Annotated in this window: 12 protein-coding genes; 4 read left to right on the top strand and 8 right to left on the bottom strand. The window is 74.6% G+C overall.

Features of this window, described 5'->3' with window-relative positions; all coding sequences use genetic code 11:
* The first annotated feature begins 10 nt into the window (after window positions 1-10).
* From ettA to NFU81_RS12290, 3 genes are read left to right on the top strand one after another with little or no spacing between them, the layout of a single operon-like run.
* Window positions 11-1,675 (top strand): energy-dependent translational throttle protein EttA, encoded by a 1,665-nt coding sequence (gene ettA / locus NFU81_RS12300; RefSeq protein ID WP_251488753.1) that lies wholly within the window; start codon window positions 11-13, stop codon window positions 1,673-1,675.
* Window positions 1,675-2,100 (top strand): acyl-CoA thioesterase, encoded by a 426-nt coding sequence (locus NFU81_RS12295; protein ID WP_251488750.1) that lies wholly within the window; start codon window positions 1,675-1,677, stop codon window positions 2,098-2,100. Before ettA ends, NFU81_RS12295 begins: the two co-directional genes overlap by 1 nt.
* Complete coding sequence (locus NFU81_RS12290; protein WP_251488748.1) at window positions 2,097-2,789, top strand: DUF8185 domain-containing protein; 693 nt, start codon at window positions 2,097-2,099, stop codon at window positions 2,787-2,789. The genes NFU81_RS12295 and NFU81_RS12290 overlap by 4 nt, the downstream gene beginning before the upstream one ends.
* Window positions 2,790-2,809: 20 nt before the next feature.
* On the opposite strand, the gene NFU81_RS12285 is transcribed toward NFU81_RS12290, so the two are convergent.
* The 4 genes from NFU81_RS12285 to NFU81_RS12270 all read right to left on the bottom strand — a co-directional run bounded on the left by NFU81_RS12285 (window position 2,810) and on the right by NFU81_RS12270 (window position 10,468).
* On the bottom strand, window positions 2,810-3,871 hold the full coding sequence (locus tag NFU81_RS12285) for an ABC transporter ATP-binding protein (protein ID WP_251488745.1): 1,062 nt from the start codon (window positions 3,869-3,871) through the stop codon (window positions 2,810-2,812).
* Window positions 3,868-6,651, bottom strand: coding sequence for an FtsX-like permease family protein (locus NFU81_RS12280; RefSeq protein WP_251488742.1), 2,784 nt, complete (start codon window positions 6,649-6,651; stop codon window positions 3,868-3,870). Before NFU81_RS12280 ends, NFU81_RS12285 begins: the two co-directional genes overlap by 4 nt.
* 1 nt (window position 6,652) lies before the next feature.
* On the bottom strand, window positions 6,653-9,949 hold the full coding sequence (locus tag NFU81_RS12275; protein WP_251488739.1) for an ABC transporter permease: 3,297 nt from the start codon (window positions 9,947-9,949) through the stop codon (window positions 6,653-6,655).
* A 114-nt stretch (window positions 9,950-10,063) separates the two neighbouring features.
* Entirely contained in the window at window positions 10,064-10,468 is a 405-nt protein-coding gene (locus NFU81_RS12270) for a globin (protein WP_251488737.1), read from the bottom strand.
* 73 nt (window positions 10,469-10,541) lie between these two features.
* Between NFU81_RS12270 and NFU81_RS12265 the strand changes: the two genes are divergently transcribed.
* Complete coding sequence (locus NFU81_RS12265; protein ID WP_251488735.1) at window positions 10,542-11,465, top strand: methyltransferase domain-containing protein; 924 nt, start codon at window positions 10,542-10,544, stop codon at window positions 11,463-11,465.
* A gap of 22 nt (window positions 11,466-11,487) precedes the next feature.
* Here NFU81_RS12265 and NFU81_RS12260 read toward each other — a convergent pair whose 3' ends face one another.
* The 4 genes from NFU81_RS12260 to NFU81_RS12245 all read right to left on the bottom strand — a co-directional run bounded on the left by NFU81_RS12260 (window position 11,488) and on the right by NFU81_RS12245 (window position 17,855).
* Window positions 11,488-12,393, bottom strand: a complete 906-nt coding sequence (locus tag NFU81_RS12260) for an FHA domain-containing protein (RefSeq protein WP_251488733.1) — start codon at window positions 12,391-12,393, stop codon at window positions 11,488-11,490.
* 147 nt (window positions 12,394-12,540) lie between these two features.
* A complete protein-coding gene (locus NFU81_RS12255) occupies window positions 12,541-13,884 on the bottom strand; it encodes a vWA domain-containing protein (protein WP_251488731.1) in 1,344 nt (447 codons plus the stop codon).
* Between the two features lie 53 nt (window positions 13,885-13,937).
* Window positions 13,938-15,179, bottom strand: coding sequence for a protein phosphatase 2C domain-containing protein (locus tag NFU81_RS12250; RefSeq protein WP_251488729.1), 1,242 nt, complete (start codon window positions 15,177-15,179; stop codon window positions 13,938-13,940).
* A gap of 3 nt (window positions 15,180-15,182) precedes the next feature.
* Window positions 15,183-17,855, bottom strand: coding sequence for a serine/threonine-protein kinase (locus tag NFU81_RS12245; RefSeq protein ID WP_251488727.1), 2,673 nt, complete (start codon window positions 17,853-17,855; stop codon window positions 15,183-15,185).
* Window positions 17,856-18,002 lie beyond the last annotated feature (147 nt).

Here is an 18,002-nt window from a genome sequence, read left to right as displayed (position 1 = left end):
ACGGTTTCTCTTGGCTGAGTACATCTACACGATGCGCAAGACGCGCAAGGCGCACGGCGACAAGGTCATCCTCGATGATGTGACGCTGAGCTTCCTGCCGGGCGCGAAGATCGGTGTGGTCGGCCCCAACGGTGCCGGTAAGTCCACCGTGCTCAAGATCATGGCGGGGCTCGAGCAGCCGTCCAACGGCGACGCGTTCCTGTCGCCCGGCTTCAGCGTCGGCATGCTGCTGCAGGAGCCGCCGCTGGACGAGTCCAAGACCGTGCTGGAGAACGTGCAGGACGGTGTCGCCGAGGTCAAGGCGCAGCTGGACCGGTTCAACGAGATCGCCGAGCTGATGGCGACGGACTACTCCGACGCGCTGCTCGACGAGATGGGCCGGCTGCAGGAGAAGCTCGACCACGCCAACGCCTGGGACCTGGACGCACAGCTCGAGCAGGCGATGGACGCGCTGGGCTGCCCGCCCGGTGACTGGCAGGTGACCACCCTGTCCGGTGGCGAGAAGCGCCGGGTGGCGCTGTGCAAGCTGCTGCTCGAAGCGCCCGACCTGCTGCTGCTCGACGAGCCGACCAACCACCTGGACGCGGAGTCCGTGCAGTGGCTGGAGCAGCACCTGGCCAAGTACGCGGGCACCGTCGTGGCCGTCACCCACGACCGGTACTTCCTGGACAACGTGGCGCAGTGGATCCTGGAGCTGGACCGCGGCCGGGCGATCCCCTACGAGGGCAACTACTCCACCTACCTGGAGAACAAGGCCTCGCGGCTCAAGGTCGAGGGCCAGAAGGACGCCAAGCGGCAGAAGCGGCTCAAGGAAGAGCTGGAGTGGGTCCGCTCCAACGCCAAGGGCAGGCAGGCCAAGTCCAAGGCGAGGCTTGCGCGCTACGAGGAGATGGCGGCCGAGGCCGACAAGATGCGGAAGCTGGACTTCGAGGAGATCCAGATCCCGCCGGGTCCGCGGCTGGGCGCCATCGTGGTCGAGGTCGAGAACCTGTCCAAGGCCTTCGGCGACAAGGTGCTGATCGACGACCTGTCGTTCACCCTGCCGCGCAACGGCATCGTGGGCGTCATCGGCCCCAACGGCGCCGGTAAGACGACGCTGTTCAAGATGCTCCAGGGCCTGGAGGAGGCGGACTCCGGGACCATCAAGGTCGGCGAGACGGTGAAGATCTCCTACGTCGACCAGAACCGCTCCAACATCGACCCGAAGAAGACGCTGTGGGAGGTCGTCTCCGACGGCCTGGACTACATCAACGTCGGCCAGGTCGAGATGCCGTCGCGGGCGTACGTGTCGGCGTTCGGCTTCAAGGGTCCCGACCAGCAGAAGCCGTCGGGCGTGCTGTCCGGCGGTGAGCGCAACCGGCTGAACCTGGCGCTCACCCTCAAGCAGGGCGGCAACCTGCTGCTCCTCGACGAGCCGACCAACGACCTCGACGTGGAGACGCTGTCCTCGCTGGAGAACGCGCTGCTGGAGTTCCCCGGTGCGGCCGTGGTCGTCTCCCACGACCGGTGGTTCCTCGACCGGGTCGCCACCCACATCCTGGCCTACGAGGGCAACTCGAAGTGGTTCTGGTTCGAGGGCAACTTCGAGTCCTACGAGAAGAACAAGGTCGAGCGGCTCGGCCCCGACGCGGCCAGGCCGCACCGCGCCACGTACAAGAAGCTGACGCGCGGCTGATGGCACGACACATCTTCCGCTGCCCGCTGCGCTGGGCGGACATGGACGCCTTCGGGCACGTCAACAACGTGGCCTTCCTCCGGTATCTGGAGGAGGCCAGGATCGACTTCATGTTCCGCCTGGCGCCGGGCGAGGGAAGCGCGTCCTTCACCGGCGGCTCCGTCGTGGCTCGGCACGAGATCGACTACCTGAAGCCGCTGGTGCACCGGCACGCGCCGGTGGACATCGAGACCTGGGTGATCGACATAACGGCGGCGTCCATGACGGTCCGCTACGAGGTCAAGGACGCGGAGACGGTCTACGCGCGGGCGTCGACCGTCGTGGTGCCGTACAACCTGGCCGCGGGGCGGCCCCGGCGGATCACGGCCGAGGAGCGGACCTTCCTGGAGAAGTACCGCGACGACGAGGGATCCGTCGCCGTATGAGCGCGGTCCGGCTGGCTCTCGGCCACGACGGCGCCGGCGACAGCGCGGGGGAGGCGGCGGACCTCGCCGCCTTCCTCGGGCGGCTGGTGCGCTGGGACAAGGCGGCCGTGGTGCGGCTGCGGTCCGCGGCGGGCGAACCGGCGCTGGGGGTCTTCGGGCACCCGCCGTTCGGCGGTGTGCTCGCCGTGCGCAGCACGGCGGTGCGCGGCGCCGACGCGCTGGCAGCGGCCGTCGACGCGACGGTGTCGGCCGGCCAGCTGCTCGAAGCGGTGTCGGCGGCGGCTGAGGGCTTCGAGCTGCCGCCGTCCGTGACCGGTCCTGCCTGGGCAGGGCTGCTGCCGCCGCAGAGCGGATGGCAGCGGGTGGCGGAGTTCGACCCGGGGCAGGTGCGGAAGGCCGCGGTCGAGGCGGTCGCGGAGTTCCGGGCACGTACCGAGGCGCTGCCCGAGCAGGAGCGGACCCGGGCGGCGCTCGACGCGCTCGCCGAGGAGCTGTGGACGCGGCCCTACCAGGGCACCACCCTGCGGGTTGTGCACGCGGCCCACGCGCTGGGCTTCCTGCGCGGGGACGGCGACGACGCCGTCGCGCTGCTGGCAGCGGGGCCGTGGACGCGACTGCGCACCGGCTACGGCTCGGTGGCGGTGCGGCGGGAGTCGGCCGCCGCGGGCCTGAGCTTCTCGCCGGCCTGACGGCACCGGCCGCTCCGCGGTCAGTCCTGCTGCTGGGCGGGGTGGTCGTCGGGGCGGACCGTGATGTGGTCCTGCTGGAGCTCCAGCAGGACGCGGCGGCGGATGGCCAGGGCTTCGGTGTAGTCGCGGGGGAGCTGGAGCCGGCCGGCCCGGTCCACGGTGGCGTACTCGCGGGCCACCACCGACTCCTGGCCGTGCTCGTCGATCTCGGTGCGGCGCACGACCTCGGAGGCGGTGCGGCCGTCCCTGATGGCGACTGTGCGGTGCACCGCGTCCGCGACGGACTGGTCGTGGGTGACGACCACGACGGTGGTACCCAGCTGCTCGTTGGCGGTGCGGAAGGCGCCGAAGACCTGCTCCGCGGTGGCGGAGTCCAGCTCGCCCGTGGGCTCGTCGGCGAGGACGACGGCCGGGTCGTTGGCCAGGGCGACCGCGATGGCGGCCCGCTGCTGCTCGCCGCCGGACATCTGGGCCGGGTGCCGGTCGTGGCAGTGCGAGACGCCCAGGATGCCGAGCAGTTCGGCGGCGCGGGCGGAGCGCTGCCGCTTGTGCCGCAGCCCGCCGCGGCCGGACAGCTGCATGGGCAGGACGACGTTCTGGGCGGCGGTCAGATACGGCAGCAGGTTGCGCGCGGTCTGCTGCCAGATGAAGCCGACGACCTCCCGGCGGTACCGGAGCCGGGACTTGGCGTCCATGGCGAGCAGGTCGTAGCCGCCGACCGAGGCCGCGCCCGCGGTCGGGACGTCGAGCCCGGCCAGGATGTTGAGCAGCGTGGACTTGCCGCTGCCCGACGCCCCGACCAGCGCCATCAGCTCGCCCTTCCCGACGAGCAGGTCCAGGCCCTGCAGCGCCTGCACCTCCACGCCGTCCGCGGTGAAGATCCGGACCAGCCGGTCGCAGCTGATCAGCGAGTCCTGGCCGTAGGCGGGTCCGTCACGCCGCTCCGCGACCTGCCGCTCCAGCTCCGCGAGGCTGGCCGGAGCCGGGGTCGCACCCGGAGCCGGAGCCGTACCCGCGGCGGTACGCGCCGCCGCACCCGGAGTGCCGGAGCCCGGCTCCTCCGTCGTCCCGTGTCCGCTCATGTCGTCCGGTCACCCGCTCTCAACTCGGTGCTCTCTCGGCGTCGCCCGCTCACCCAGGCCTGCCCCAGCAGCACCACGCAGGCGAGGAGCAGCAGGCCGGCCGAGGGCAGGGCCAGGGACCAGGGGTCGGCGCGCAGCCCGACCCCGCTGGAAGGCGGCTGCGTCTGCGTGCGCACACTGCTGCCGAAGGTGAGGGCGTGCAGGTCGATGCCGGGGCCGAGCAGCGGAACGACCGCGAGGCCCACCAGCACCCCTCCCACGGCGGCCAGCAGCACCTGCGGCAGCATTTCGAGCAGCACCAGCCGCCGGGACTGCCGCTGCGGCATCCCCAGGGTGCGCAGCCTGGCCAGCAGCGCCAGCCGGCCGGGCGCGGCGGCCATCAGCGACAGCAGCAGCGCGAGCACGCTGTAGCCGGCCCCGGCCGTGACCGCCGCCAGGTACAGGTTGCGGGCGCCGCGCTGCAGCGGGCTGTCGGACAGCTCCGCCCGCTTGTCGCTGCGCAGCTGCACCGTGGCCGGGCTGCTGCCCCCCGCGGCGACCTTGCGCAGGGCCGCCGCGTCGATGTGCTGCCCGTGCGCGGTGCCGGCCAGCAGCAGGGTCGGGCCGCCGTACTGCGGGAACGCGGCGAGCCGCGGGTGCTGCGCGTGCAGCTGCCGCCCCGAGATGATCACGAAGTCGCCGTCGCCGACGGCGGGAGTGGCCTCCAGGGTCGCCGCCGGCCGGATGTCGCTGACGCCGACACCGGTCTCGACCGGCTTCGTGCCGCCGCCGAGCAGGTCGGCGATCCTCGGCGAGACCACGGCGGGCAGCGGGCCGTGCGAGCCCGCGGCGACCCCGGCGCCGAGCGCGTCCGCGGGGAAGGCCGGCAGGCCCGTCGAGCGGGTGATGCGCGCGTAGACGGCCGGGTCGTCGACGATCAGCAGGTCGAAGTTCAGCTGGATGTCCTGGTTGGCGGCGTGCGGCTCGATCCGGACCGCGGCCACGTCGCCGACCCCCGGCACCTTCGCGACCTGGGCGGGCAGTTCGGCGTCCAGCGGGTAGATCGAGTCGACCCGGGCGTCGGCGCCGACCGCCGCCGCCGCGGCCTGGTCCCTGGCGTGGCTGATCCCGGCCAGCACCGAGCCGCCGAAGGACGCCACGGTCAGCGCCACCAGCAGGGCCAGCAGCGGCAGCTGCCCGCCGGAGGAGGCCCGTCCGGCCCTGGCAAGGCCGAGGTGCGTCACCGCGCCCCGCAGCCGTGCCGCGGGACGTGCCAGCCGGCGCAGCGGCAGCGGGTAGAGCCGCAGCAGCACCAGCGCGGCGGCCACCGCGACCAGCACGGGCGCCGCGGCCAGGAAGGGGTCGGCGCCGTCCGCCGTGCCCCGCCGCCGCAGCGCGGCCACCGCGGCCGCCACCAGCACCGTCACGGTCAGTTCGAGCACCAGCCGCCGCCGCGAGGGCCGCAGAGCCACCAGGTCCTCGCGCTCCGCCGGCCGCGGCCGCCGTACGGCCAGCGTGGCCCGCAGCGGCATCGCCAGCGTCCCCGCGGCGGTGACCAGCGCGCCCAGCGCCAGCGCGGCCGCGGAGCGGCCCGTGGGCAGCACCAGCAGCGCGAGCACCGTGCCAGCGGCCCCGGCAGGGACCGCCGCCGCGGCGGTCTCGGTGACCAGCCGGCGGAAGATGCCGCGCAGCGAGCCGCCGCGGGAGCGCAGCAGTGAGATCTCGCCGCGCCTGCGGTCCGCGGCCAGCCCCGCCGCCATCAGCAGCACCGCGAGGGCCGTGGTGCCCACGCCGAAGGCCGCGATGAGCACCAGCGGCTGCGAGGCCGCCCGGTCGTCGGCGAAGCTGTCCAGCACCGCGCTGACACCGGCGACCGCGTGCAGTGACGAGGAACCGGTGGACGTGGCCAACTGCGTTGCCAGCGGCCCATTGCCGAGCGCGGCGATCTCCGCGCGCAGCGCCGGCACATCGTGGGCGGTCAGCCGCGCGGTCTGCAGCGGGTGGTGCCAGTACATCGACGCGCCCGTGCCCAGCAGCGGGATGGAGCGGGCCGCGGTGGGGTCGATCAGGACGGTGAAGTGCCAGTACGTGTGGGGCGGGTCGATCGGCAGGTGCGGCGGGTAGCTGACCAGCGGGGCGAGCATGTCGTCGTCCATGGTCCAGTAGCCGGCCGCAGGGTCGCGCGGGGCCACGATGCCGCTGATCGTGACCGACAGCGGGTTCGCGCCGAATTTCATCAGGTGGACGGTCTGGCCCACCTTCAGATGCAGCACCCGCGCGGTCTTCTCGGTGACCACGCCGTCGAAGGCGAGGGCGGCGGAACCTGCGGGCTCGGGCCGGGGCAGCGCGCCCGAGACCACCTTCACGTGGTCGGCGAGGCCCGCCTGGGCCACCAGGTCGGCGCCCGGCGCATGGTCGGAGGTGCGGGGCAGTTCGGGGTCGGGGACCTCGGCCTCCGCGCCGGACCTGACGCCCTGCACGACGTTTTCCGGGGCAATACGCAGCGGCGGGCGCAGCAGGCCGCGGAAGTTCCGTTCGACGTCGTCCAGGGTGCCGGGGGCCAGCTTGTTCTCGCCTGCCGGGTCACCCGAGGTGTCGTAGTCGTCGGACAGCGACACGCCGCGGTCGCGGGGCGCGGCGTCCGTGACGGCCTGCCGCAGCGAGCGGTCCTCGTAGCGGTCCACTGCCCGCGGCAGGGCCGCGGCCAGGAAGGCGGTGGCCATGACCAGGGCGGCCAGCGCGAGGGCTGCCACGGGCGCGGCGCGCAGCCGGGTCCGCAGCCAGGTGTCGGTCAGCGGCATGTCAGTCCTCCGCCTGGTGACGCAGGGCCGCCGCCGGTTCGCCGCGCCGCACGGCGGTCACGACGAGCACCAGCAGCGGGGCGGCGAGCAGTACGGCGAGCAGTTCGGCCAGCCGGCCCACCGGCAGCTCGATCACCAGCGGCGGGACCGGCCGGGTCGCCTGCCCGGTCAGGATGATCAGCGGGGTGATCAGCCGGGTCAGGAAGGTGCCGAGGGCCAGGCCCACCGCGAGCGAGACCACCACCAGCAGGCCCTGCTCGGCAGCCAGCATCCGGGTGAGTTTGCGGCGTGGAGCCCCCAGCGCCCGCAGGACCGCGAATTCGGTGCGGCGCTCCCGGGCGGCGCCCATCGCGCCGACCGCGAAGCCGACCGCCGCCAGGACCGCCGCGGCGATCACCGCGGCGGGCAGCGCCGACTGCGGACCCGCGCCCAGCGGGTCGGCCCGCAGGTCCGCGGCGGCAGCGGCGCGGTCCAGCACCGTGTCCACGTCGGTACGGGCGCGCAGCGCGGCCGCGGCCCGGCCCGCGGCGCCGGGGCGGGTGCCGAGCCACCACTCGGTGGGCTGCATCGGCAGCGCGTCGCCTGCTGCCAGCACCCGGTTGACGGCCCGCAGGTCGAGCAGCAGCGCGCCCGCCTCGGTGGCCGCGTCGGTGCCCGGCAGGGCGCGTACGGCCGAGCTGATCACCACCGGAGTGGTCACGTTGCCGAGCTGCACCTGGACGGTGTCGCCGACCTTCGCGCCCGCCGCCCGCAGGTAGCCGTCGGTGGCGATGCCGGTGAGCCGGGCGGGCGAGGACGTGCCCGCGCCGACCCGCAGGGTTCCGCCGCTCTGCTGGAAGGAGCCGGTGCCGAGCGAGAAGCTCCCGGTCTCGTAGCCGAGGGAGATCAGCGCGGTGCCGCCGGCCTGCGCCGCAGTGGCGCTCGGGGTGACCGCGCCGGGGACGTCGCCGAGCGAGGTGTCGTCGAAGCCGGCCGAGGTCTGCCACGGCCGGCCGGCCGGCATCCGCAGCGGCTCGACGGTGCCGTCGGCCCGGGTGACCTGCGCCGAGGACAGGGCGAGCCGCCGGCTCTCGGACGGGGCGGGCACCTGGTAGGACGACTCGAACCGTACGAGGCGCAGCGGTCCCGCGGGGGAGCCCTTGCCCGCCGCGGTGGCCAGGTCGAGGGTGAGGGTGTGCGGGCGGCCGTCGGGCGGCAGGTCGCCGAGCGCGAAGTCGTACGAGACGCCCTCGGCGTCCACGACGGCGGCGCTGATGTGGTCCGGCTGGTCGTCGGCGCCCGCGGGCTTGCCGCCGCGCTGCGCCGTCAAGGTGGCCTCGAAGGTCACCTGGCGGGCCGTGGCGTCGACGGCGAGGCCGCGGGCGTCGGGTGCGGTACGCAGCGGTGCCAGCAGCGCGGGCAGCGGGCGGCCGTCGGTCAGGTCGGACCTGATGCGCATGGCGCTCGCGGCCTTCGTGGTGTCCATGACCAGGGCCGTGGCGTGCTGGTCGCCGGGCAGCAGCAGCGTCTCGCGGGCCGCGGGCGCGGCCGCGGTGACGCCCTGCACGGCGGTGAAGATGCCGGCCTGGCCGAACGGCGGCGTCGTCATACCGGTCACCCGCAGGTCGGCGCCCACGGTGAAGTCCGCCTGGTCGCGCTGCGAGCGGTCCCAGCTCGCGCCCTGCCCGATGGAGAACATGCCCATGGCCACGGCGAGCACCAGCAGCAGTGCGGCCGCCGCGCCGCGCCGCGGGCGGCGGGCCAGCTGCCACCCGGCCAGTGCCAGGGCCAGGCCGCTGCCACGGGCCGCGCGGCGTTCGCCGAGCCGGGCTGCGGGCGGCAGCAGCCGCAGCACCAGGACGGTGCCGGCCAGCAGGCACAGCGCGGGCGCCGCCACCAGCACCGGGTCGATGCCGAGCCCGCCCGACTTGTCCGAGCTGAGCGCGCCGCTGCCGGAGGCCCGGCGCTGGAGCTGCCAGTAGGCGACGCCGGCGATCACCAGGAGTGCGACGTCCGCGCCCGCCTGCAGCGCGCCCGGCAGGCCGCCGCGCCGGGTGCGGGCGGTGGAGCCGGTGGAGCGCAGCGCGGGTACGACCACGGCGAGCGCGCAGGCCAGTGCGGCGGCGCCGGCCACCAGCCAGGCGCTGCCCGCGCTGCCGCCGTCGAGGGTGACCCCGGTGCGGGCCATCGCCCCGGTGCCCGCCAGCAGATGCGTGACCGGTCCCGCGAGCAGCGGCGCGACCAGTGCCGCGGGCAGCGCCAGGAGCAGCGCCTCCCCTGCGGCGAGCCGGGCCACCCGGCCGCGCGATCCGCCGCGGGCGCGCAGCAGGGCCGTCTCGCCGGCCCTTTCCTCGGCGAGCAGCTGGGCGACCAGCAGCAGGGCGAAGGCGGCCAGGATGATCAGCTGGAAGGCGCCGATGAGCAGCGTCGAGCGGGTCACCAGCAGGCTGCGGCGCAGCCCGTCGAGCAGGTCCGGCAGCCCGGTGCTCGCCTGGGCGGCGCCGGTGGCCTTGTCCGCCTTCAGCCGCGCTGTGGTGTCCTCGACGGCGGATTCGAGGGTGTCGATGCGGCCGGCGCTCGCCTTGCGGAAGTCGCCGGTGGCCTGCCAGGACATCTCGTCGGCGGCGACCCGCCCCGAGTCGAAGGTGCCGGGGTCGGCGAGCAGCGGGCCGTAGGTGGTGAAGGCCAGGGTGTGGACGCCGCGTCCGGCGAGCGGGTCGAGCTGCCAGTAGGGCGAGCCGGGGTCGGTGGGGCGGTAGACCCCGGTGATCTCGATCCGCAGCGGGGGGCCGCCGAGCCGGTCGGCCAGCGTGATCTGCCGGCCCGCGGCAATGTGCAGCGCCCGGGAGACGGTTTCCGGGACCGCGGCCTGGACGGTCCGCGCACCCTTGGCGGCGGCTGCGGGCCAGCTCCCGCCGACGAGGGTCAGCTGCGCCCGGTCGAACGTCGCGAGCAGCGTCAGGTCGGGGTCGGAGTCCTTGGGCGCTCCCGCGGGGCGCAGCGCCGTGGGCAGGCCGTAGGGGCCCGACCTGGTGCTGGCCTTGACCTGTGCGGGCAGGCCGCCGAAGGCCCGGTCCAGCTCGTCGCGTACCGCCCGGTCCAGGGCGGTCCTGTCCTCGCCGGAAAGCGACGCCTTCACGTCGAACGCGGACCGGTCCGCGGCCTGGTGCTGGAGGGTGCGGCGCAGTGCGGCGTCGCCTATTGCGCCGGTGTAGGAGGCGAGGGTGGCCAGCACGCAGGTGGTGAGCACCACGGTGAGCAGAGCGGCGGCGAGCAGCAGCCGGTGGGCGCGGACGCGCATCAGTACGAATCCGGTCACCCGTGCCGCCCCCGTCCTGTCCCCTGACCGGATGCTCTCAACACAAAGGTGCGTGCTGAAACATGTCGAGGATTGTCGCAATACGATCGTGACCCGCCGCGGTCACGGCCCGGCTCAGCCCGGGGTGTTCACCATCGAAGCCGCGGCATACACCAGGTAGTCCCACAGTTGCCGCTCGTGTTCGGGCGCCAGGTCCAGCTCGTCGACCGCCGCGCGCATATGGCGCAGCCAGGCGTCGTGTGCGGCTTTGTCGACCTGGAAGGGCGCGTGGCGCATCCGCAGCCGCGGGTGGCCGCGCTCGTCGCTGTACGTGCGCGGGCCGCCCCAGTACTGCGTCAGGAACAGCCGCAGCCGCTCCTCTGCGGGGCCGAGGTCCTGCTCCGGGTACATCGCCCGCAGGTCGGGGTCGTCCGCGACGCCCTGGTAGAAGCGGTGCACCAGACGGCGGAAGGTTTCCTCGCCACCGACCAGCTCGTAGAACGTCTGCTGCTCGACCGTGCCGTGCGGGATGTCAGTCACACCACCATGGTCGCAGACGGCCCGGCGGAGGACCCAGGTCGTAGGACCCCTGCCGCGGGAGCACGATGGAGGAATGGCCGGGTCGGTTCAGGACCAGCGTCTCCGGGCCGCGGCGGCCGCGCTGCGGCACCGGATGGTGCGGCACATCGTCGCGGGCGGCGGGCTCACCGACCCGGCATGGCGGGCCGCCTTCGCCGCGGTGCCGAGGCACCTGTTCGTGCCGGTGTACTTCTGCGGGGACTCCGGCGACCCCGGGCACGGGCGGTACGCCGCGGACGACCCCGACGCGCGGCGGCGGCTGCGCTGGCTGAAGGGTGCGTACACCGACCAGCCGATCGCCACCCATGTCACGGGGGGCGAGCTGGTCTCCTCCAGCAGCCAGCCGTCGCTGATGGCGCTGATGTGCGAGGCGCTCGACGTCCACGAGGGCCAGCGGGTGCTGGAGATCGGCGCGGGCACCGGGTACAACGCGGCACTGCTGGCGCACAGGCTCGGCGGTACGGGCGCGGTGACGACCGTCGACCTGGATGCCGCGATCACCGCGGCTGCCCGCGAGCACCTGGCCGCCTACGGCACCGCGGAGGCCCTGGCGGTCACCGTCGTCACCGGCGACGGGGCGCTCGGGCACCCGCCGGGGGCTCCGTACGACCGGGTGGTGGCGACCTGCGAGCTGCCGGCGATCCCGCCGGCCTGGACCGTCCAGTGCCGTCCCGGCGCGCGGATCCTGGCGCCGTTCGCGAACGGTCTCGTGCTGCTCACCGTGCTGGGGCCGGGCAGGGCCGAGGGGCGCTTCCTGCCGTCGCCCGCGTACTTCGTGCCGCTGCGCGGCCAGGGGGCCGGTATCGGGCCGCCCGCGGTGGGCGACGACCCCTCGCTGCGGGAACGGCGCCCGGCGCGCAGCCGCTTCGGGCTGACCGTCGACGGCCGCCGCCAGTGGATCTGGCTGGACACCCCGGACGGCCCCGACAGCTGGCCGGTCCCGGCCGCCACGGGCTGACCGGCACGCTTGCCGGGGGCGGTCAGATCCGGCGGATGCTGATGGTCGTCCAGGCGCCGACGTGGACCCGGTCGCCTTCGGCCAGCGGGATCGGGGTGTAGGCGGGGATCGGGTCCTCCGCGAGGTTGACGGTGGTGCCGTTGGTGGAGTCCTGGTCGACCACCGACCAGGAGCCGTCGGGCTGCTGGACCAGCACCGCGTGCTTGTGGGAGACGCCCGGGTCCTCGGGGGAGCGCGACAGGTCGATGTCGGGCGCCTCGCCCGTGCTGTGCCGCTGCCGGCCGATGGTGATCTGGTTGCCGGTCAGCGGCAGTTCGAACTCGGGGGAGAAGGCGGGGAAGTACAGGCCGCTCGCGTCGGGGCCGCTGCGGGCCATCATCGCGGTGAAGTACTCCCGGTCCGCGGCGATCACCGCGAGCCATGCGCTGCCCTTGCCGGGCGCGGCCGGGGGAGCGGTGCCGGCGGACGACGGGCCGGGGCCGGGCGGGGCCGGTGCGGACGTCGGCGCGCTCGGCGGGTCCAGCAGGAAGTCCCCGGAGCCGGAGGTCACCGTGACCGACTCCGACGGCAGCGGCTCCGCGGGCCTGTTGACCCGCGACGGGCGCGACAGCTGCGAGTCGTAGCGCTGGTAGGGCGGCCGGTCCGGCGCGGTCGGGGTGATGTGCGGGGCGGGCGGGACGAAGGTGGTGGCGGAGTGCGTCTGGAAGTTGTAGCGGCACTCCTCGCAGAACAGCGCCATCCCCTCCCGCGGGGTCCCGCACGCCGGGCACACCTGCACGGGACCGGGACCGGGACCCGGACCGCCCGCCCCCGCCGGGTCGTAGCCGAACGAGGGCTGGGGCGAGACCGGCGGCGTCGAGGAGGACGACGCCGCCGACGACGGGGGCCGTGTGCTGTACGACGAGGACGGCGGCGCGGGCATACGCATACCGCAGGTCTCGCACCAGTCGGTGGCCGCGGACTCGTGGCCGTTAGGACAAAGCATCGTGCCGGCTCCCCCTCCGCCTCCCGGGGCGGGTCCACAGGTTGTGCGCGAAGCTGCGTCGGGACGCCGCCCTGCGGCGTCCCGGCTGCGCTATTTCTTCACCCGCACGGTCTTCGTCGACCGTGTCTCCAAGGTCATCTCGTCAGCGTCGGCGACGCGGGCCTTGAGCCGCACAGTACCGCTCGGCGCGTCGACGACATCGACCACCTTCGCCAGCAGCTTCGCCGTGTCCTCGTTGCCGAGGGCGCTGGCCAGCTGCACCGCGCGGCCCAGTTTGGCCGTCGCGCCGTCCATGTCACCGGACTTGCGGGCCTCCAGGCCCTGCTGGATGGCCTGCGCCAGCTCCGCCTGGCCGGTGTAGTGCGCGACCTGCGGGTTGATCCGGGTGGACGCCGCCATGTCGTCGGTCCACAGCGCCCGCACCAGGCCCTGCGCCAGCACCTGCGGGGTGCCGTCGGGCTGCGGCAGCACCAGCGACAGCCGGGCGGCGAGCATCTCCTGCCCGACACCGGCGTTCGGCACCCTGACGCACACGTGGTAGTCGCGGGACTCGTCGCCCCACGAACCCGTCGGGTAGTCGCCGGCGCGCGGCCCGGCCTCGGCACGGCGGGCGGTCAGGTCCTCCACGGCCGGTGCGACCTGCTTGACGAAGACGATCTCGGAGCCCTGCGGGGTCCACAGCCGCAGGCTGACGTCCGCGACCTCCTTGCCCATCGCCTTCTCCATCATCGACTGGAAGTCGGCGGCCAGGCCGGCCGGGTCGGCGACGATGTCCACCGAGCCGAGCAGCGCCGAGGCGATCCCGGTGAGCTCCTTGACCTCCCAGTCGGTGCCGACGCCGCGCGCGTCGCAGGTGAAGCGGCCCGCGCAGGTGTCCAGCGCGGACTGCAGCTCCTCCGGCTTCTCGTGCTCGTTGCGGCCGTCGGTCAGCAGGATTCCGTGGCGTATTGCCGCGTCCCCGGACGACAGCAGCTTGTCGGCCAGCCGAAGCCAGGTCCCGATCGCGGTGCCGCCGCCCGCGGTCAGCCGCCGCAGCGCCTGCTTGGCCTGGGCGCGGGTCGCCGGATCGGCCACCGCCAGGCCGCCGTTGGCCGGGTAGACCTCGCGCGCCACATGGGTGCCGCCGATCACGGCGAAGGCGACGCCGTCGCGTATTGCGTCGATCGCGACGGCCGTGGCGTCCCGCGCGTTGCGCATCTTGGTCGGCGGATACTCCATCGACCCCGAGCAGTCGACCATGATGACCACGCCCGCGCCCGGTCCGCTCTGCGCGCCGGAGGCGGCACCGGGCATCGGGTGGCCGCCGGTGGTGCCGCCGCCGGTCGAGGTGACCGTCACGATGGCGTTGACCTCGCGGCCGCCCTCCGGCAGGTATTCGTTCTGATAAACGTCGACCGAGAACTGCGGCACGTTCGGTTTCGAGAGAATGGCCATCGCTACCTGCGCTCCTTAAAGCCCTTCACAGCCCCGCCCAGCTCTTCCGGAAGCTACGCGGATGGGAATCCTGCCCGGGACACGGCGGCCGGGAACGGCAGCACCGCGACCGTTACGTTGTCGTGGCCGCCGCCGTCCAGCGCGACACCCAGCAAGGTGCGCGCGCTGTGCAGCGGGCGGACGCGCGCGTCGGCCGGAAGGGCCTCGGCCATCTCGGCGGCCGACTCGGCGTAGTTCCACAGCCCGTCGGTGCACACCACGATGACCCCGGGCCCCTCCGGCTGGAAGGCGGCCACATGCGGGTCGACCTCCACCGCGTCCGCGCCCAGCCAGCCGGTGATCGCGTGCGCCCGCGCGTCGGCGTACGCCTCCGCCTCCGACATCAGGCCCGCCGAGACCATCCTGGCCGCCCACGAGTCGTCCTCGGTCAGCCGTGACGCGGGCTGCGTGCGGTCGTCGGGCACCCAGTACGCGCGGCTGTCGCCGATCCAGCCCACCGTGAACACCGGTCCCGTCACGACCGCGCTGACGCAGGTGCAGGCCGGGGAGTTGTGGTGCGGGACGCCGCCGGCCGGCTCCTCCTCGTCCGCGAGCGCGGTCACCGCGTCGAAGGCCGCCATCAGGGCGGTGCGCATCGCGTCCTCCGCCGGGGTGCCGCGCTCCAGCGCGGCCAGCAGCGACTCGCGCCCCGCGGCGGACGCGGCAGCCGACGCGTCGTCGGGGCGGTACGCGGTGGACACGCCGTCGCACACCACCGCGGCCACCGCGGGGGTGCCGTCCGGCAGCTCGGTGGTGGCCACCGCGAAGGCGTCCTCGTTGCGGTGGTGCCGCAGCCCGCGGTCGCTGACCGCGGCCACGCCCGCCAGCTCCTGCTCCTGGTGGTCGCGCTGGCGCGGCTGGGCGTGCCCGCAGTGCTCGCAGTAGCCGTCGTCGTCCACCCCGCCCAGCCCGCACGCCACGCAGACCGGTCCGTCCGGGACGGACGGCCGGGCGCCGGGCACGGCGACGCCGAGCGCGAGGGTGTCGCCGTCGGCGGCCTCCGGCGCGGCTCTGGGCGGCTTGGGCGGGGCCAGGACGAACGCGTCGGTGGCCGGCCCCTCCCCGGCCTCGGCGGCCGCGGCAGCGGGCGGCGGCGCGGCCGCGGGCGGCGCCGCGGCGGCGGGCGCCGGGGCGGTCAGGTCGAGACCGCAGCTCCCGCAGTAGCGGTCGTCCGCGTCCAGCGGATCGGCGCAGTTGGGGCAGAGCGCCGGGCTGACGGGCTGCGTCGCCCGCGCCGACTCGGGCAGTGGTGGCATCTGTTACACCCACGTCCTGGGGCGGAAGCGGTTGGCGCGTTCCACCAGTTCGATCCTCGTACTGCCCTGCTGGGCGAGCCTTGCCAGGACCCGGTACGAGCGTTCGAGGCCGAACCGCAGGCCCCGCTCGGTCAAGTCGGCGCCCAGCACGGCATGGGCGCCGGATGCGGACGACGGTACGCCCGCGGGCACCGCCGTGTGCTCCCCGACACGGCCGGCGAGCACCCAGTCCAGTGCGCTGCCCAGCACCTCGGTGGCCAACTGCGCGCGCCTGTCGGAGTCCAGGCCCTGCCGCTGCAGCGCCTCGACCTGCAGCCCGGCCGCCCGCAGGTCGGTCAGCAGCGGCTCGTGCGGCGAGCGGTCCCGCAGCCTGGCCCTGATCGCGGCGACCCGCGCGGCCGTGTAGTGGATGGACGACTCGGGCACCGCCTCCAGCGCGGCGACCGCGCCCGCCCGGTCGCCGGAGGCCAGCAGCACCCGGGCCAGGCCGAAGGCGGCGCTGACGTAGCTGTGGTCGCCGGTCCACACCAGCCGGTAGTACTCCGCGGCATTGTCGAGCTGCCGCAGCACCTCGGCGCACACGCCCAGCGCCAGCTTCGGCGCCGGCTCGCCGGGGAAGGCGTCGTAGACCGCGTCGAAGCTCAGCGCGGCCGTCTCGTGGTCGCCGGTGCACAGCGCGGCCAGGCCGCGGTGCCACACCACCCGCCAGTCCGCGTTGTCGTCGGGGTCGGCGAGCGAGCCGAGCACCTGGTGGGCGCCGGTCGCGTCCCCGAGCTCCAGCCGGGCGCGGACCTCCCGCAGCCGCCGCTCGACCGAGTCGACCGGCGCCGACTGCAGGGCGGTGACCAGCTCGCCCGGGGCGGCGGCCGAAAGCCCGGCCAGGAACCCCGCGTTGGGGTCGCCGGGGTCGACGTGCGGGACAGGGAGCGCCAGGACGGCCGCGGTGGTGTCGAGCCTGGCCACCACGGGGAGCGGCGGCGCCCAGCCCTGGGCGGCGGCCGCCGCCGGATACCCGCCGGGACCCGGCAGTTGCGCGGGCACCGCACCGGGCGGCAGGGCTTGGCCCATTGCCGGACCGCCGCCTATTGCCACGCCGCTCTGGCCTGCGCCCATTGCCGCGCCGTTCGCAGCCGCGCCGTTCGCCCCGCCCTGTGCCAGGGCTTTCGCACCGGCCTTGTCGCGGCGTCTGGCGGCCTTCTCCAGCGCCCGGTCGCCGCCGAGCGCGGAGGCGTCACCGGCGACCGCGCGGACCAGCTCGGTGTCCACCACCCGCAGCTCCGGGCCGAACAACGTGGACAGGGCGGGCCGTTGCACCCCGGTCTCCAGGGCGACGATCTCCCGCAGCACCCCGAGCAGCTGGTCGGACATCTCCTCGGCGGAGGCGAACCGCTTGCCGGGGTCCGGGTCGGTGGCCCGCACCAGCAGCCGGTAGAAGGACTCGTAGCGGGAGAGGACCTCGATGTTGCCCGGGTCGGGCAGGCTGTCGACGAAGACGTTGGTGTAGCCCTGGAAGTCGAAGGTCAGCACCGCCAGGGTGCGGGCGACGGTGTAGAGGTCGGAGGCGACCGACGGGCCGACCTCGGCGACCTCGGGGGCCTGGTAGCCGACCGTGCCGTAGATGGCCGACTCGGCGTCGTCCATGCGGCGGACCGCGCCCATGTCGATGAGTTCGAGCCGGTCCTCGGTCTGGATGGCGTTGTCGACCTTGAAGTCGCAGTAGAGCAGGTTGCGGCTGTGCAGGTGGCCCAGCGCCTCCAGGGCCTCGATGGCGAAGGCGATGGCCTGCGCGACCGGCAGCGGGGCACGCCTGCCGTCGGGCGTGCGGCGCTCGTTGGCGATCTCCTTGAGCGACTTGCCGCCGACGTAGGCCATCACGATGTAGCCGTCGAGGGTGCCGGTGCGCTGGTCGAGGTGCTCGACGAAGTTGTAGATCCGCACGATGTTGGGGTGCTCGATCTCGGCCAGGAAGCGCCGCTCGGAGACCGCGGCGGCCAGCGCGTCCTCGTCGCCGGTGTCCAGCAGGCCCTTGAGCACCACCCAGCGGTCGGAGACCGCGCGGTCCACGGCCAGGTAGATCCAGCCGAGCCCGCCGTGCGCCAGGCAGCCCACCACGTGGTACTGCCCGTGCACCACGTCGCCGGGGCGCAGCTTGGGCGAGAACGAGTACGGGTGCCCGCACTTGGTGCAGAAGCCCTCGGTACGCCCGGGTCGGTCGCCGCGGCTGCGGCCCACCGGCGCCCCGCAGTCGCCCTTGCTGCAGAAGCGCTTGCGCTCGGGCACCTCGGGATTGGCCAGCACCGCGGCGGCCGGGTCGGGCCGCGGCACGGTGGGGACGGTGACCAGGCCGGCGCCGAGCTTGCCGCGCCCGGAGCCGGCCGAGCCGGAGCGGCTGCTGCGCACCGACACCGAGCGGCCGGTGGCGGAGCCCGTCAGCGCCTGCGAGAGCCGGCCCGACACCGAGCGCCTGGAGGCCCGGGAGGACGACTTGGAGGACCGCGAGGAGGTGGAGGTGGACGTGCGCCCCGAGTCGGCGCCGGCCGCGCGCGGCGCTTGTGCGGAGGGCGGCGAGGACGGCGGCGAGGAGGGTGCGGGCGGTGCGGGCGGTGCGGGCGGTGCGGCGGCGGCAGGCAGCGGCGCGAGCCCGCAGGTGTCGCAGTACATCTCGCCGCCGCCCATGTCCTCCAAGGTCCCGCCGCAACCCGGCCGTTGGCACTTGCTCACTGTGTCCCCCTCAGCCTTTCCCCTGGTGTGCCACCGCCGCCGGACCCGGGTCCGGCGCTCTTGCGCAGCCGCCCGCGGCCCCGTCCGTCCGGTGCAGGCCCC

The organism is Actinacidiphila cocklensis (assembly GCF_907177275.1).
Taxonomy (GTDB): Bacteria; Actinomycetota; Actinomycetes; order Streptomycetales; family Streptomycetaceae; genus Actinacidiphila; species Actinacidiphila cocklensis.
Note: the sequence above shows the minus strand (reverse complement) of the source record. Positions and strands in the feature narration are given on the sequence as shown.

Bases quoted from the DNA above. Each gene is read 5' to 3' on its own strand.
- NFU81_RS12290 (WP_251488748.1), top strand. From the start codon at position 2,097: ATGAGCGCGGTCCGGCTGGCTCTCGGCCACGACGGCGCCGGCGACAGC.
- NFU81_RS12295 (WP_251488750.1), top strand. From the start codon at position 1,675: ATGGCACGACACATCTTCCGCTGCCCGCTGCGCTGGGCGGACATGGAC.
- NFU81_RS12285 (WP_251488745.1), bottom strand. From the start codon at position 3,871: ATGAGCGGACACGGGACGACGGAGGAGCCGGGCTCCGGCACTCCGGGT.
- NFU81_RS12250 (WP_251488729.1), bottom strand. From the start codon at position 15,179: ATGCCACCACTGCCCGAGTCGGCGCGGGCGACGCAGCCCGTCAGCCCG.
- NFU81_RS12255 (WP_251488731.1), bottom strand. From the start codon at position 13,884: ATGGCCATTCTCTCGAAACCGAACGTGCCGCAGTTCTCGGTCGACGTT.
- NFU81_RS12260 (WP_251488733.1), bottom strand. From the start codon at position 12,393: ATGCGTATGCCCGCGCCGCCGTCCTCGTCGTACAGCACACGGCCCCCG.
- NFU81_RS12280 (WP_251488742.1), bottom strand. From the start codon at position 6,651: ATGCCGCTGACCGACACCTGGCTGCGGACCCGGCTGCGCGCCGCGCCC.
- NFU81_RS12245 (WP_251488727.1), bottom strand. From the start codon at position 17,855: ATGGGCGGCGGCGAGATGTACTGCGACACCTGCGGGCTCGCGCCGCTG.
- NFU81_RS12265 (WP_251488735.1), top strand. From the start codon at position 10,542: ATGGCCGGGTCGGTTCAGGACCAGCGTCTCCGGGCCGCGGCGGCCGCG.